Genomic DNA, 14,736 nt, shown 5'->3' on the forward strand with positions numbered 1-14,736 from the left:
CCCGACACCAGACAGACGGGAGGCCCGGTGCCAGCTGGCACCGGGCCTCCCGTCTGTCCGTGTGCGGACGTCTCAGGCGATGATCACGCCTGCACGTCGCCGCGCCAGCCCGTGTCGGTCGGGGCGGACTCGACGCGCTCCTTGTAGTTCTGCAGGTCCTTCTTGATGGCGTGGCCACCGACGCCGACCGCTGCGCCGAGCTTCTCGAGGAAGCCGGACGGCTCCCAGTCGATCTGCGCGGTGACGCGCGTCTCGGTGTCGGACAGCTTGTGGAAGGTGACGACACCGGCATGGTCGGTCTCGCCGTCCTTGACGGTCCATGCCACCCGCTCGTCGGGGTGCTGCTCGGTGATGACGGCACGGAACTCGCGCTCCTGGCCGGCGACCTTCACGGTCCAGTCGGTGGTCTTGTCGTCGACCTGGACGATCTTCTCGACCTCGTCGAGGAAGTGCGGGAACTCCTCGAAGCGGGTCCACTGACCGTACGCTGCGGAGACGGGGACGTTGACGTCGACGGTTTCGATGATCTGAGGCATGGTGTGGACGGTAGGCGGCTGCGCCTGTGCACCGTCCAGCGGGGTGTCCCCCGGGAAGGTCTGCTGCCGTTCGTCCGGGCGCGGCTATGGTTGTGGGGATGACAGAGCACGGGAAGCACGCGTTCGACGTCCGTGACGAGCACGGGATCCTCGTGCGACCGGCGCTCGCCTCCGACGTCCCGCACATCCAGCGGCTCATCGCCCCCTACGTCGACCGACGCATCCTGCTCGGCAAGGAGAACGTCGCGCTCTACGGCTCGATCCAGCAGTTCCGGATCGCCGAAGGGCCCGACGGGGTACCGATCGGCTGCGGCGCCCTCGCCGTCTTCTGGGACGACATCGCCGAGGTCCGCACGCTCGCCCTCGACGCCGACTGGATCCACAAGCGCGTCGGACATCGCATGCTCGAGGCGCTCGAGCACGACGCCCGCGAACTCGGCGTCGCACGGATCTTCTGCCTGACGTTCGAGGTCGACTTCTTCGCGAAGCACGGGTACCTCGAGATCGGCGAGCAGGTCGTCGAACCCGCGGTCTACGCCGAGCTGGTCCGGTCGTCGGACGAAGGGGTCGCGGAGTTCCTCGACCTCGCCCGGGTCAAGCCGAACACCCTCGGCAACACCCGCATGCTGAAGATCCTCTGACGCTTTCGCGCGGCACCCGGCGGGGGTCCCGCACCGGGCATCCGGGGTTGTCTACCCTGTGCGCATGTCGTCGTTGCGTCACCCCGTCGGGCCCGAGAAGCCGGTCGTGTACTGGCGCCGTCGCGCAGCCGTGCTCGGCGCGCTCGTGATCATCGTCGTGGTGGTCGTGCTCATCGTCGTCGGGCGGGGGAGCGCGTCGACCCCGACGGCAGCGCCCACGTCCTCGCCGTCCGCCTCGGCTTCGGCTTCGGCCGGTGGTGCGTCGTCCGCTGCCCCGTCACGCTCGGCGTCAGCATCTGCGGCGGCGTCTGGGTCCGGCGCTGCCGACGGGTCGACGTGCAGCAAGGACCAGGTCGTCCTCACGCCGGTGCTCGACAAGGAGGCGTACGGCCCCACCGAGGACCCGAAGATCGCCATGTCGATCAAGAACACCGGCACGAACTCGTGCCACCTCGACCTCGGGTCAGCGCAGCAGGTACTGACGATCAGCTCGGGCGAGGAGCAGTACTGGTCGTCGAAGGACTGCCAGACCGGCGGCACGAACCAGGACGTCACGATCAAGTCCGGCCAGACCCTGACCACGCCCGCGATCGCGTGGGACCGCACCCGGTCGTCCACCACGACGTGCGATGCGTCCCGCCCGGCGGTCTCGGGCGACGGGGCCAGCTACCACCTGCAGGTCGCGGTCGGGAACCTGAAGTCGAAGGCATCGGTGCAGTTCATCCTGCAGTAGCTCTGGCGCCGCGCGTTGTGGTGGTTCGAGGTGCCTTTGGTTGTGCGACGGTGAAGAGCGCTCGGCGACCCCGGGGACAGCAAACGGCCCCGCCGTCCAGAGGACGACGGGGCCGTTCGAAGCTGATGTGATCAGCCGAGGACGGTGATGTTCTCCGCCTGCGGGCCCTTGCGGCCCTCGGTGATGTCGAACTCCACCTTCTGGTTCTCCTCCAGCGACTTGTAGCCGTTGCCGGCGATCGCGGAGAAGTGCGCGAAGACGTCAGCGCTTCCGTCGTCCGGGGCGATGAAGCCGAAGCCCTTTTCGTTGTTGAACCACTTGACGGTACCGGTAGATGCCATGATGGCGTTTCCTTAGCTTTCTTGCGTTCCGCCATGGTGCGATCGCACCTGCGGAGCCCCGACGTACGTCGACGGGGGTGATGCGCCACGCGGGCAGGTGCCGGCGGGACGGGTTCGGGGTCAGGCCTGACGGCCAGTGACCCTGGTAGTCCGAGTTGAGGGGCAAACCACCTCGCTCGAACGTTGAGCGCCGCCGAAGCGGTTCCATCAGGCTAGCGTGCTCAGGGCCGACTGGCTACCCGTGCGTCACGGAACGGCGAAAATCTGGTGGAATTGATCAGATGGCAGACAAGGAACAGCGCTTCCGGAGCGAGCAGCTCGAGGAAGCCCTCGCGAAGCAGGACGTCGCTGCGGTGGCGTTCGCGCTGCGCAACGACATCGTGATCGTCCCCCGGCTCGTGACCGGCAAGAAGGACATGCAGGTGCGGGTGTTCGGGCGCGAAGGCTCCGAGAAGCGCATCCTGCTGCTGTTCTCGTCGGCTGACGCCTACACAGCGATGGTGCCGGACGAGAAGATCCGGCAGGTCATGGTCTACGACGGGCCTCGGCTCGAGGAGTTCCTGGCCGCCCACCTCGACATGCTCGAGGGCGTGTTCTTCGACATCGCCGGGCCGAACACCATGCAGGCGACCCCGGAGGACCTGCTGGCCGCATTGCGCGCTTAGTCGATCAGAACGCGCGGTCGAGCTCGCGCTCGCGAGCTGACTGCGTCATCGAGAACGCCACACGCAGTGCTTCGCGCAGATGCCCGGAGTCGGCGCCGAGAACGGTGGTGAAGCCGAGTCGGCTCGCTTCGTTCACCCGTTGCTTGGTCCCCGTGGCCGGACGGATCTCGCCCGCCAGACTGATCTCGCCCACGGCCGCGAGCGTGTGCGGGTACGGGCGGTCCCGTGCTGCACTCGCCAGCGCAAGAGCGATCGCCAGGTCGGCTCCGGGTTCGGTGAGCTTCATGCCGCCCACCGTCGAGACGTAGACGTCGGCATCGGAGAGCTTGAGACCGGCTCGGCGTTCGAGCACCGCGAGCAGCATCGCCACGCGTGACGCATCGACGCCGTTCACGACCCGGCGGGGCTGCGGAGCCGAGCTCGGGACGATGAGCGCCTGGACCTCGACCGGGAGCGCCCGGCGCCCCTCGAGCGCGACGGTCACGCACGTGCCGGAGACCGGAGTCGCGTTCTTCGACATGAAGAGGCCGCTCGGGTCCGGGACCTCGTGGATGCCGTCCCCGCCCATGTCGAAGCACCCGACCTCGTCCGTGGGGCCGAAGCGGTTCTTCAGTGCACGGACGAAGCGGAGCGCGGTCTGCCGGTCGCCCTCGAAGTGGCAGACGACGTCGACCAGGTGCTCGAGCAGGCGTGGCCCGGCGATGGTGCCGTCCTTCGTGACGTGGCCGACGATCAGGACCGGGAGGGCGCGGTCCTTCGCGATCCGGATCAGGGTCGAGGCGACCTCGCGCACCTGCGACGTCCCACCTGCGATGCCGTCGATCGAGCTCGACGAGATGGTCTGCACGGAGTCGGCGATGAGCAGATCCGGCTTGACCTGGTCGATCTGGCCGATGATGACGCCGAGGTCGACCTCGCTCGCCAGGTAGAGGTCGTCGTGCATCGCCCCGGTGCGTTCGGCGCGGAGCCGAACCTGGTCGACGGACTCTTCCGCACTGACGTAGAGGACGCGTTTGCCGGACGCCGCCGCGCGCGACGCGACTTCGAGCAGCAGCGTGGACTTGCCCACGCCGGGTTCGCCGGACAGCAGGACCGCAGCGCCGGGGACGACCCCGCCGCCGAGCACGCGGTCGAACTCGCCGATGCCGGTCTGCCAGCGCTGCACCGTCGTGCCGCGGGCTTCGGTGATGGGGCGGGCCGCGCGGGCCCCGGTGACGGCGACGGCCGCCGTGCCCCTGGTGCCCGCCGAGACCGCCGAGGAGTCCTCGACCGTGCCCCAGGTCTGACATTCGCCGCACCGGCCGACCCACTTGACACTGGTCCAGCCGCACTCGGTGCATCGGTAGAGGGACTGCGGGCGCGCCATGTCGTCGAGGCTAGGCCGTGCCGCCGACATCACCGGAGCGGTGCACCGGCTCGTCGGGCAGGGCGATCGAACCCGTCATCCGGTTGCGGATCCGTTCGACGGGACTCGGTCGGTTGGCGTGGTCGAGTGCCTCGGCGCCGTCGGTGTCCTGCTCGGCCCGGGCGTTCGCGACGGCCCCGGCCTCACGCCCGAGGGTCTCCGCTTCCCGCGCCGACAGGTAGTGCCGGATCGCCGCGACCGTGTCGACCCGGGCGTCGACCGCGGGCTCGAACGCGCTCGCCCAGACCTCGTACCCCCGGTCGTTCGGGTGGAACAGGTCGCCGTAGCTGTTGAAGAACGTGCGGCGGACCCCGACCCGCTTCGTGATGGTGTGCAGCGGCGCCACCGTGAGCCCGAACTCCGCGGCCACCCGGTGCACGATCTCGTTCGCCACCGCCACCTTGCGCTCACGGTCCGGCACGAACATGCACGGCAGCTCGGCCACCACGGCATGCGACGGCACTGCGCCGTAGATCGCCCGGATGTTCCGCTCGAACTTGTCCGGGTCGAAGTCTGCGATGTCGTTCGCCCCGATCGACACCGTGCAGATGTCGGGCGTGTACTGCCGGAGCTTCGGCAACTGGTCGCGTTTGGCGCCCCACGTCGTCGACCCCGAGACGCTGAGGTTCACGACCCGCACCGACTCGTGGGAACGGTGCCGGATCCGCCGCGCCAGCAGCCCCACGTACCCGCGCGACGGAACGGTCGCACCGACGCCCTGCGCCGCCGAGTCGCCGATCGCCACATAGAGCAGCCGTCCGTCGTGCTGCTGTCGCTCGTGCCACCAGTCGGCGTGGATCGGCAGCATGTCGACCACCCGTTGCGCAGCCGCCCGTTGGCCCTTGACGCCGGCCCGTGCTCCGACGGCTGCGGCGCCGAGGACACCGGCCCCACCGAGGACGGACGTCAGGAGTGCGATGAGCGTGCGGGTCTTCATGCCGTGGACGGTACGCCCGCAGGCCGAGTCGACGACGTGGGCGGCCTGTGGGTGTGGGAAGAGCCCTGGGGGTGACCGCCTGTGGAGGGCAGGCCGATGTCGGGTGGCGTGACGGGCCTCCCGGATCGTGTAAGATCTTTCCCGGTACCGTGTCCGAGCGGCCGAAGGATCATGTCTCGAAAACATGTGTGGGGGCAACTCCACCGTGGGTTCAAATCCCACCGGTACCGCCACAGAAAACCCCCGTTCAAGCGGGGGTTTTCTTCGTTCAGGGAGTGGCTTTGGTGCAGACATGGTGCGCTCCTGAGCGCTCCACTCCGTGCCGCGGCTGCCTCCTACCTGGAGTGCGCTGTCGCTCGTCCTAGGGCGGGCTCCGGCGATCAGCTAGTGCACCGTACGCTCTGGTCGCCGGTTGCAGCGCTCCTCGATGCCACCGATGGCGCGCAAGCAGGCGTGCGCCGACGCGAACAAGCGGACCGGGTGGTTCTCGACCGTCCCGTTCCTTCGAGTACACGGTTTCCGCGTCACGGCTACGCAGACGGAAGCGGTGGAGTTCTCGAAGGCGAACGGGCGGGGCGAGCACCCGGATTCTTGCTGAAACCTCGATGCGAACGTGCATGCAGCGCGGCGATGGACGGACCGCGCTCCAACGCATGATTGACGGCAAGACGTTGCCCCCCGACCTCGCCGAGTACGCCAGCCATGTCCTCCGCTCACAACGAGACACAGGTCACGGCCCGCTGCGCGAACTCTTGAAGCCCGCTTGAGCAGCCAGCGTCCTGCTCTTCTGCCACCTGCGGCGGAGGGAACTTCGCTTACTTCGAGAGCTTGCGAGCCGCTGTAGGGGTGAAATCCGGTTGACCGCCTCAACCCGAACTGGCATAAGATACATTATCAGCGCGCAATGTGCCGAAGTGCCGCGTACGCGCGTGTGTGAGCTTCTCGCGTAGACAGGGCGGCGCGTAGTCCGGTACCGCTCATGGCACCGGGACTATGGTGATCCCCATCGTGGCGGCATCGCCATGCTCATAAGGCTGAGCGACTGCGCTGCCTAACGGCCCAAGAATAGAGCGCGTCGACGCGACGGTTCCTTGCATGAGATGCCAACTATCGCTTTACTGGTTTCGATGGTCCGCGATGCTCGGGACCTGTGAACATCAGAACGCGGAGCGATTCCAATCGACTTCCGTCTCACGGCGGGCTTCAAACAATGATGTAGGGGTGTGTATGGTGGATCCGTTGGTTGTTTCTGTCGCGTCGGCCGCCAAGGCTGTTGATGCGACCTCGGCCGAGAGTGTGAAAGTTGCGGGCAACTTGTTCACGCGGCTTCTAGGTCCTTTGGCAGACGAGATGGGCGCGCGTCTCGCCGAAAAATACCGGATGGGCAACGTGCAAAAAGTTGTGGAAAGGGCCGCGTCGAAAGTTGCGTTAGCTGATAATGGCGCGGTGCCTGCCCGCGTCGCGGCCGCCGTTTTCGATGCGGCGCAGTGGGCTGAAGAGGAGTTTGTGACCGAATACCTGAGCGGAGTGCTGGCTGCGGCACGAACCCCAGAGGGTCGGGATGACAGCGCAGTTGCGTGGACTGCGCTAGTCGGCCGGATGTCGACCTCGGCCATCAAAATGCACTACGCAATATACTCCGCGATCCATGCCTTAGTTGCGGGGCAAGAGATAAGCACACTCAATCAAATCATCGATCGTGACCTGTATGTCTCAGGCGATGCTGCGATGAACGTGATTGGAGATCGTACGGACGGAACGTTATTGGAGGAGGCGCTCCATCTGCTAAATGCAGAGAACTTACTCAATACTCAAGCTTGGGGGCCGGTGAATTACTTGGGGCAGAAGTATCGGCGCGAGTTCCCTGAGACCGGGGTCGTCCTCCGGATGACTCCACGTGGAATTTTGCTTATTTTGCAAGCATTCGGTCACGCGCAGCCGGACACCTTAGAGATCACTCGGGGTGAGCTGGTGCTGAAGCTAGACGAGTCTGAGCGTGATGATGTCCCCCAGTTGCCGGTTTCCTGGGTAGATTCATTGCCCGAAAAGGCACAAGGCTGGACGTTAGTTTAACGGAAGTCCAGTAGAGCAGCGATAAATAAGGTGCCTTGGTATCAAAGCGTGCGCGTTCCATTCGGTTACGCTCCCCGCGACGAGCTCACCTCGCTGCACGAGCGACGTAGGGCGTGAGTTCCGCAAGCATCAACGCACCTCCTCGCTGTAGCGACCTTCCAGAGTGGCCAGGCTTTCGGCACCCTCGCGAACCGCCTCGTTAGCCGCGGACTGATCATGCGGACGGCCGGACGCGGTCGGCGCATCGAGCACAGCCTCACCGGCGACGGTCGGGACGCACTCGAGCAGGGCACTCACGTCGCAATTGCCGCTCTACACATAGCGCCCGTTATCGGATGCTTTCGACTTAGCGAGCGTGGACGCCGGCGGTGCGTTCGTTGCGATCGCTTGAGCAAGTAAGTCATGTCGAGGTCGCCGACGCGTCCACGTGGCTGCTAGCTCGAGCTTCATTTGCCTCGGCCATGGGCACTTCACCCCTCGACAACGTGGTCCGAGAATCACTGTTATCGGAACTGAGGACACAGGGGTGGGTAGACGGAGGGTTCGCTCGGCAGTCCTTCGCGCAGGAGGGGAACGCTCGATTCAGTGGGTGTGCTCGCGGCGACAGAACTTGGTCGAGGTGCGGTCACATGGCGGCGTTCGCCCTGGCGAGCAGGACGCCGCCAACTTCTCTTGAGCGCCGGGTTGGCTGGCGGGCGCTGGCGCTGCGGCACGCGTCGGGACGCTGGCAGAGGGTCATCTAGTGACGCCGGTCAGGGCAGGCTCAAACCATGGGGTCACTTGGTGGCGCCGGTGAGGGTGGGTTTCGAGGCCTGGGGTCATGCTCCACGCCCCAGCGGTACGGCCGCTGATAGTCGGGGATGGAGAAGTTGTAGTCGTCCGAGAAAACCTTGTCGAGGGATTGCTCAGCCGCGTGGAGCCCGGTCGTCGCCATTCGTCGAGCGTATACAAACGGCCGCTGCACGACAGGCCCCCGATCGGTGGCGGCGGGCTGGGCTGGTGCCCATGACCCTGGTTTCCTTCGAGGCCTTTAGGCAGGCGGGAACGTCGCCCACAGCCGACAGCGCGACTTGCGCAAGCACGGTCCCTCACCTGCACGATGACCGATTGCTGACCGGGCAGGGTCCCCAGTCGCTCGGGACGTGGAGGGTGACGCGGGCGCTGTATGGCACGGGGCGCTGCGTCGTGCCCTCGTGCTTCCACGTCAGCCGCGCGCCGTGTTCGGCTTCGCACTTCCCGGGCCGGGCTGGGCCGGCCCGAGAGTGAGTGAACGAAGCGAACACTCACGGCTGATCGGGACCAATACAGGATCGCCCTAGGGACGCCCCACGACACAGAGCGCCGCGAAAGGACGACAGCGAGCGGAGCTGCTCACGTCCTTGCCCTAGGTTGCGTTCATGACTAAGAACATCAGAGAAGTGCACGCCATCACCTACGAGGGCTTTGTGAACGAGGCGATCAACGTTGGCCCGGACGACGAATCGCTCGATCAGTTCATCCGACGTCTTGAGACCTACGGGGTCAGCGTTGAAGGGGAGTGGCGCGTTTACTGGCCTACGTCAGGTCCCTGGTTCGTCGCTGATCGCCTCTCTGAGCGTGCAGCGCGCGTTGTCGAGAGACTCTTGAACGATCAACGCTTCATGCCTAGCTGTATGAGGCCATGACGTTGGTGACGCCGGTGCGGAGACGAGTAGCGGGTGGCATGTTGCCGGCGGTGGTGTGGGGCCGATGGTAGTTGTAGTGCACGTTCCACACCTTCAGGGCGTCCGCGCGCTGCTGTTCTGAGGTGAAGGTGCGGGCGTAGAGGAACTCGTCGGCGAGGATCCGGTTGTAGCGCTCAACCTTCCCGTTATGCCGGGGCGTGTAGGGCCGTGTCCGTTGGTGCCGGGACGCGTGTGCGAGCACGATGCGGTGGAACCGGTCGGCGCGGTAGTTGGAGCCGTTGTCGGTCACGACCCTCGTCAACCGGGTGATGCCGTGCGCTTGGAAGAACGCTCTCGCGCGGGTGAAGAACCCGATCGTGGTCGCCGCGGTCTCATCCGGCAGGTGCTCGGTGTAGGCCAGCCTCGAGTACCCGTCGATCGCGGAGTGCAGGAACACATACCCGGGGCGTTTCCCACCTGTCGCGCGGTCCTTCGTGCGTGCCCGGCCGGTGGCGCGGTGTTGGTCGGAGCCGCGGCCGTGGACGCGCCAGCCGCCGCCGTCAGGGATCCGGCCGACCTTCTTCACGTCCAGGTGCACCATGTGCCCCGGATACCGGGCCGTGATCGTCCGCGGCGTCCGATTTACCTCCCCGTCGGGGTCGATGTGGCGGCGACGGTTCAACCCGAGCCGGTCCAGAACCCGGGTTACCGTCCGCACCGAGATGACCACCTGGTCTGCGGCGAGTTCGGTCACGATGCGGCGAGCCGAGTGCTTGCCGTCACGGCGGAGTTGCTCGATCCGAGACACGACGTGCGCGGGCGTCGCGGTCGGTGACGTTCCGGGCGCGCTGGAGCGGTCCTCGAGACCGAGACCGCCGTGCTGCCGCCACCGGTTCACCCACTTCGACGCGCACGCCCGTGAGATGCCCATCTCGGCGGCGACATGGCTGATGGGGCGGGTGCGGCAGCGTTCGATGAGGCGGCGGCGGCCCTCGACGGACAGCGGGGCGTTACGGTGGGTCACGAAGCGGGTCCTTGCAGGTCGGAACGGTTGTCAGCACTTCCATCCAACCGACAACGGACCCGCTTCTTCACACCCACCCGACGTCTACAACGTCATGACCCACAACACCTAGCGTGTCCACCGGGTGGCACCACGAACCAGTTGACGGCGCGAGAGCAGTCGCCTCGCTGACAGATCGGCAAGTTGGCCCGGAATGGCGTCATGGCACGGACCTCACGGCATCGTCCGACCGCCAGACAGACGGCTGGGTCCGAGTGTGGATGCGGTTCAGTCCGGAGACCCGTACCAATCGTGCAAGTTCGAACCTCGAACAGGCTTCTGCAGGCGTGCGCACCGTCTTCGTCGAGTCTGTCGACTGAGGTGTCGGGCTTGGCCGTGCTGTACCCCGACCGGCCCTGAACTCGATGCGTCCCCGGACCGGACAAGTGCCGCCTCTACCGCGTCCGGTGAGCAACCGGGCACCGGACGGCCCCCTTCACCGGCAAGTTGAACAGCCTTGGGTTTGACGTCATTGCAGTCCCGCTGCGGAGCGGCAGAGGACGATACCCATCGCCGCCATCGCCGCCATCGCCGCCATCGCCGCCATCGCACGTGCGACCGCGCGAAAGCGCGCAGTGGGCAAACGTCGGTAGCGCTTAGGATAAGCTTACGCGCCACGCTAGAGTGCCTACGTGAACCTTCTGGGGAAGTTGGCTTTGGGCACGTCCGACATTCGTCGGAATCTCGAGGAGAAGCTCGCGTCGGGCTATCTGGCATCGGACGTCGGACGGGCTGCGCGAGACGCGAGTGCGCTTTGGGAGACCACTCTGGTCGCGAGCGGCCACAACTGGACGAACACTTATCTCTACAACCAGACGGAGGACCTCGCCGCGCTTGGCTGGACTGGCGCGCCCGACCTTCACCTGATACGTAGAACTAACAATGACGCGAAGCACGGAACGCCAATCTCAGCGACCGCGGACGATATCCTAGTTGCTTTGCAGCGGCTGGAACGCTTAAGCTCTTCGCTCGAGCCGATTGTTCCTGGACTGAGACAGAACATAAATGAGCCACGATTGCGCCGCATCGTTTGCGCCATCTACGACTACTTTGCTCAGGGTGAGACGGAGTTTGCGTTCCTTGAAGCCAGGCCAGCCGACACGTGGATGACGTGCAACCGCCTGGACGCGTTCCAGGTGAACTCCACCGATGAGGCAGAGGTCCGCGCCGGACTCGAGATGCTTGACGGCTGGAAGTATGACCCATCGGAGTTCGAGGATCTCCGAAGCTCCCTCAGAGAGTCTGACAACGAGCTCTGGAGAATCGCAACGTTCACTGCTCAGTATGAGGACGCGTACTCGATCGTGTCGCAGTTTCAACATGATCGGAAGCTGCTCCGAGGCCTCCACCGTGACGACGATCTTTCGAACGTTCTGGTCACGCTATGCCTAGTTCGCTCGCGCGATTCCGCGATCGGCGACGTCGATGGTTTACTTCGAGCCGCGGCCGAGGCGGGCCTGGTTTCGCGGCGACGTGACCTCCGAGAGTTGGCCGCGGCAGTGATCGGCATGTTCAATCAGCTCGCGTCCGAACGCCATTACGTGATCATCGTCGACCGCGCCAACCCTCAGGTTTACGATCAGGAGCGCGAGCGGAATCCACTAGCAGTCGACCCACATCACGGGCTGTTGATGACTCAGGAGGGAGTGCTTTTCGTACGCACGCCCTGACCGCCGACAGACCGGGATCGGCTGGACCGGTCAGGGGCCGAGCGACGCCGCCGCGCAGGTCGACCGGTGATAGGGCGACGAGCACGCTCAGGCTGCGCTGGCGGCCATTGAGCAGGTCGACGAGCTCGTTGAACGCTGGGTTGCCGCCCAGCAGGCCGGTCGGGATGGTCGGCTGTCACCTACATCCGAAGACGGTCCCAATGTAAACTCTGGCCCCGGCGATTCCGACATGCATAGCATATAACCAGCGACTCACCTTGCCTGGTGTTTCAGTCCGGGCGATCAGAAGTGCGTGATGCCCTGCTTTTTTGCAATGGCGCGCAGTGTCTTGGCAATGTGATGCAATCCGTGGATTTCTGGCCTCAAATCGCCCCGACCGGCCGTGAAGTCCAACTTGTATTCATCAGTTAGTTCAGCACCTGCACGGTCCTCATATCGCAGCTTTACGGAGAAAGCGCCCGGCAGGTCAGTTGCATATCGCTCCGGTCCCGAGTCGAGGAAGTTTGAGAGTTCGGCTTGGGGAGCAAGCACATCTGTTGTCTCTTGAAGGAAAACTGCGTCCATGAAGTGATGGCCTCCAACGTCTTCACGCGCACGAACGAACGGGGGATCGACGCTGACCTGAAGTTTGCGGGCCGCTGTGTGGCCGATGTTGCGTAGGACGAGGCTGAGCATCTTGGACGACTCCGGACGTTCCTCGATATAGGCCACGACATACGGCCGCGCCTGCTCTTCAGCCAGTTCACGGGCCTGCTTGACTTGACGTAGAGCGATCCACGCCGCAGCCAATGCAATCAGGAAGGTGCCCGCCGTGGCGAGCGCCCCAATCGCTGTCCAGGCCGTCGCGCCGAGCCCTAAGAAGGCTGCCGCCGTTAGCAAGATTGCGCTCATGTGACGAGAATATCCGAGAGGTCAGACAGTGGTCTTCTGATGGAACACCGCCGTGACCATCAGCCAAACCGGTAGCCGGACGATCTCTTCCTGGCCCAGGGAAACAGCTCACGCAGCGAGGAACCTCCGGGCTTGCGGTCGCGATAGCCGGTCCTCCGGCGTACGGGCCATCGCGGTCGCACGCAGCTCTCACCACCTGTCTCAGATAGCTGGTCCGCAGAAAGTCGCGATGGGGGGCTATCCGAACGCCCATCGGGGGCGGGTGCTTCGCCTCCGCGCGGCTCTCTGGATCGGGCGTCCCCAAGCAGTGCTGTGGTGCACTTTGGTGCACCACCACCTGGCCGGGAACGGCTCCGACTGGCCCGGCCCGTCGGCGACTTCCCCTTGAATCCGGCCTTCGGGGGCGCGCCCGTGCAGGCACGAACACGGAGCGGTGGGTTCAAATCCCACCGGTACCGCCACTTCTCAGAAAACCCCCGTTCGCGCGGGGGTTTTCTGCATCTCCAGATGCGGCAACGATCGCCCTCGAGGACGTGAGCGACCGGGGCGCTCTGCCGCCGCCTCAGCGGCGCTTGCGCAGCGCGTTCGTGGCCCAGAGTGCGACGGCGATCAGCACGGGCTGGAACAGGAGCCGGACGAACCGCTTGGTGTCGGTGTCCAGGCCGAAGCCGTCACGGTGGTGCATCCACTGCGCGATGTTGCCGGGGAAGATCGCGGTGAAGAACACCGCTGCGACCCACCCGACGGTGGCCTGCCGGCGGACCAGCAGCATCAGTGCGGCACCGAGGGAGATCTCGGCGATGCCCGAGGCCAGGACCGTGACGTCCGGGTCCAGGGGGACGAACTCCGGCACCTGGGCCCGGAACTCCTGACGTGCGACGGTGAGGTGGCTGACGCCGGCCCAGGTCATGGCGGCTCCCAGCAGGATGCGGACGACGGTGCGGGGCTTGGTCGAGCGGGAAGTGCGGCGGCGGGAGGTCATCAGGGGCACGTGCCTTTCACAGGGGATGGTGGAGCGGTGCGTCGACCGACGCTGCGGATGCGACGCCGGCGGGTGAGTTCGAACACGATCACTGCACCGGTCGCCGCGAGGAGGCCGACGCGATGCGCGCGGGCCACCGCCGTCGCGCCGGAGACGGCCAGTGCTGCGGCGGCGACGGTTCCGACCGTGACGGTGCGGTCCTCCAGGTCGATGCCGGTGCGCACCGCTCCGAGTGCCGTCGCTGCGGCAGCGGCAGCCGTGGTCCACGGACGTGCGCCCCGCGCGAGGGTTGCGCCGGCTGCGATCTCGAGCAGCGGCACCAGCGCGGCGTGCGGGAGGCCGGGGGTGAAGCCACGCTCCACCATCCGGTGCGCCCGGACGCGCAGGGGTCGCGTCGTCGACGTGCCCGCTCCGTGCAGGGCGAGGAGGATCCCGGCGGTCCGGGTCATCGGTTGTGCTCGATCATGTTGTGCACAACCTAACACGACGCCCGACGTCGCACACCCCAGCGAGCGACGCTTCAGCGCCCGACGTCTCGACCACCGACGCGACGCCGGACCGCCGCCGTCCACCCGAGCGACATGATCCCGGCACCGAGCGCCGCCTTCACCGCGCCGCCGATGACGAACGGGTACAGCCCGAACTCGAGCGTCTGCTGCAGGTCCAGCCCGAGCGACACCGCGAGCCAGCCCATGCCGATGGCGAACGTCACGACGGTGCCGAGCGCGAAGGACAGCACCGAGTTCTGCAGCGGGCGGTCGCCGAAGCGTTCGGCGATCCACCCGACGAGGGCAGCGGCCGCGACGAAGCCGACGATGTACCCGCCGGAGGGACCGACGAGCACGCCGAACCCGGCCGAGCCGCCCGCGAAGACCGGCAGCCCGATGACTCCGAGCAGCGCGTAGACGAGCATCGACAGGGCACCGCGGCGCGCGCCGAGGGCACTGCCGACCAGCAGGACGGCGAGCGTCTGCCCGGTGATCGGGACGGGCCAGAGCGGGACGGACACCTGTGCGGCGCCGGCGGTGAGCAGCGCACCGCCGAGGACGAGTGCCGTGCTCACGACCGCGTTGCGGGGGAGCAGAGCGTCGGCGAGTGGACGGTGTGCGGCGGGGGAGAGCGCGGTCATGGCAGAACCTCCAGATGGGGCAACGGA

16 protein-coding genes and 1 tRNA gene are annotated in these 14,736 nt (G+C 66.1%); 7 read left to right on the forward strand and 10 right to left on the reverse strand.

All coding sequences use genetic code 11. The features are described 5' to 3' along the window. Window positions 1-83: 83 nt before the first annotated feature. Entirely contained in the window at window positions 84-536 is a 453-nt protein-coding gene (locus DEJ14_RS00900; RefSeq protein ID WP_111086947.1) for an SRPBCC family protein, read from the reverse strand. A 98-nt stretch (window positions 537-634) separates the two neighbouring features. Here DEJ14_RS00900 and DEJ14_RS00905 point away from each other — a divergent pair, with 98 nt between their 5' ends. Together DEJ14_RS00905 and DEJ14_RS00910 are read left to right on the forward strand one after the other, a co-directional pair. Continuing rightward, window positions 635-1,177 carry an amino-acid N-acetyltransferase gene (locus DEJ14_RS00905; RefSeq protein WP_181437672.1) on the forward strand — a complete coding sequence of 181 codons (543 nt, stop codon included), beginning with the start codon at window positions 635-637 and terminating at the stop codon, window positions 1,175-1,177. A gap of 64 nt (window positions 1,178-1,241) precedes the next feature. Continuing rightward, window positions 1,242-1,910 (forward strand): hypothetical protein, encoded by a 669-nt coding sequence (locus DEJ14_RS00910; protein ID WP_146249857.1) that lies wholly within the window; start codon window positions 1,242-1,244, stop codon window positions 1,908-1,910. Window positions 1,911-2,041: 131 nt separating this feature from the next. On the opposite strand, the gene cspE is transcribed toward DEJ14_RS00910, so the two are convergent. Further along, window positions 2,042-2,251 (reverse strand): transcription antiterminator/RNA stability regulator CspE, encoded by a 210-nt coding sequence (gene cspE / locus DEJ14_RS00915; protein ID WP_017887662.1) that lies wholly within the window; start codon window positions 2,249-2,251, stop codon window positions 2,042-2,044. 281 nt (window positions 2,252-2,532) lie between these two features. Here cspE and DEJ14_RS00920 point away from each other — a divergent pair, with 281 nt between their 5' ends. Then, complete coding sequence (locus DEJ14_RS00920) at window positions 2,533-2,916, forward strand: SseB family protein (RefSeq protein ID WP_111086950.1); 384 nt, start codon at window positions 2,533-2,535, stop codon at window positions 2,914-2,916. Between the two features lie 4 nt (window positions 2,917-2,920). On the opposite strand, the gene radA is transcribed toward DEJ14_RS00920, so the two are convergent. Both radA and DEJ14_RS00930 read right to left on the reverse strand, forming a co-directional pair. Further along, the gene (radA, locus tag DEJ14_RS00925; protein WP_181437673.1) at window positions 2,921-4,282 is read right to left on the reverse strand and encodes a DNA repair protein RadA; all 1,362 of its coding nucleotides are present in this window, start codon (window positions 4,280-4,282) and stop codon (window positions 2,921-2,923) included. A 10-nt stretch (window positions 4,283-4,292) separates the two neighbouring features. Next, complete coding sequence (locus DEJ14_RS00930) at window positions 4,293-5,258, reverse strand: SGNH/GDSL hydrolase family protein (RefSeq protein ID WP_111086951.1); 966 nt, start codon at window positions 5,256-5,258, stop codon at window positions 4,293-4,295. A gap of 143 nt (window positions 5,259-5,401) precedes the next feature. On the opposite strand from DEJ14_RS00930, the gene DEJ14_RS00935 reads away from it, so the two are divergent. Both DEJ14_RS00935 and DEJ14_RS00940 read left to right on the forward strand, forming a co-directional pair. Continuing rightward, window positions 5,402-5,491: transfer RNA gene (locus DEJ14_RS00935), tRNA-Ser, on the forward strand. Between the two features lie 994 nt (window positions 5,492-6,485). Further along, window positions 6,486-7,331, forward strand: a complete 846-nt coding sequence (locus DEJ14_RS00940; protein ID WP_146249858.1) for a hypothetical protein — start codon at window positions 6,486-6,488, stop codon at window positions 7,329-7,331. Between the two features lie 129 nt (window positions 7,332-7,460). On the opposite strand, the gene DEJ14_RS00945 is transcribed toward DEJ14_RS00940, so the two are convergent. Beyond that, a complete protein-coding gene (locus DEJ14_RS00945) occupies window positions 7,461-7,628 on the reverse strand; it encodes a hypothetical protein (RefSeq protein WP_181437674.1) in 168 nt (55 codons plus the stop codon). 1,100 nt (window positions 7,629-8,728) lie between these two features. On the opposite strand from DEJ14_RS00945, the gene DEJ14_RS00950 reads away from it, so the two are divergent. After that, window positions 8,729-8,995, forward strand: a complete 267-nt coding sequence (locus tag DEJ14_RS00950) for a hypothetical protein (RefSeq protein WP_146249859.1) — start codon at window positions 8,729-8,731, stop codon at window positions 8,993-8,995. On the opposite strand, the gene DEJ14_RS00955 is transcribed toward DEJ14_RS00950, so the two are convergent. Continuing rightward, on the reverse strand, window positions 8,976-9,998 hold the full coding sequence (locus DEJ14_RS00955) for an IS481 family transposase (protein ID WP_284179978.1): 1,023 nt from the start codon (window positions 9,996-9,998) through the stop codon (window positions 8,976-8,978). The two genes, DEJ14_RS00950 and DEJ14_RS00955, sit on opposite strands and share 20 nt — an antisense overlap. Window positions 9,999-10,669: 671 nt before the next feature. Between DEJ14_RS00955 and DEJ14_RS00960 the strand changes: the two genes are divergently transcribed. Beyond that, the gene (locus tag DEJ14_RS00960; protein WP_146249822.1) at window positions 10,670-11,707 is read left to right on the forward strand and encodes a hypothetical protein; all 1,038 of its coding nucleotides are present in this window, start codon (window positions 10,670-10,672) and stop codon (window positions 11,705-11,707) included. A 282-nt stretch (window positions 11,708-11,989) separates the two neighbouring features. On the opposite strand, the gene DEJ14_RS00965 is transcribed toward DEJ14_RS00960, so the two are convergent. The 4 genes from DEJ14_RS00965 to DEJ14_RS00980 all read right to left on the reverse strand — a co-directional run bounded on the left by DEJ14_RS00965 (window position 11,990) and on the right by DEJ14_RS00980 (window position 14,709). Then, the gene (locus DEJ14_RS00965; protein WP_146249821.1) at window positions 11,990-12,598 is read right to left on the reverse strand and encodes a DUF8453 domain-containing protein; all 609 of its coding nucleotides are present in this window, start codon (window positions 12,596-12,598) and stop codon (window positions 11,990-11,992) included. A gap of 562 nt (window positions 12,599-13,160) precedes the next feature. Continuing rightward, window positions 13,161-13,580 (reverse strand): DoxX family protein, encoded by a 420-nt coding sequence (locus DEJ14_RS00970; RefSeq protein WP_111086491.1) that lies wholly within the window; start codon window positions 13,578-13,580, stop codon window positions 13,161-13,163. After that, complete coding sequence (locus tag DEJ14_RS00975) at window positions 13,580-14,029, reverse strand: hypothetical protein (protein WP_111086490.1); 450 nt, start codon at window positions 14,027-14,029, stop codon at window positions 13,580-13,582. Before DEJ14_RS00975 ends, DEJ14_RS00970 begins: the two co-directional genes overlap by 1 nt. A 71-nt stretch (window positions 14,030-14,100) precedes the next feature. Further along, entirely contained in the window at window positions 14,101-14,709 is a 609-nt protein-coding gene (locus DEJ14_RS00980) for a biotin transporter BioY (RefSeq protein WP_111086489.1), read from the reverse strand. Window positions 14,710-14,736: the final 27 nt, after the last annotated feature.

This window comes from Curtobacterium sp. MCJR17_020, from assembly GCF_003234365.2.
GTDB lineage: Bacteria > Actinomycetota > Actinomycetes > Actinomycetales > Microbacteriaceae > Curtobacterium.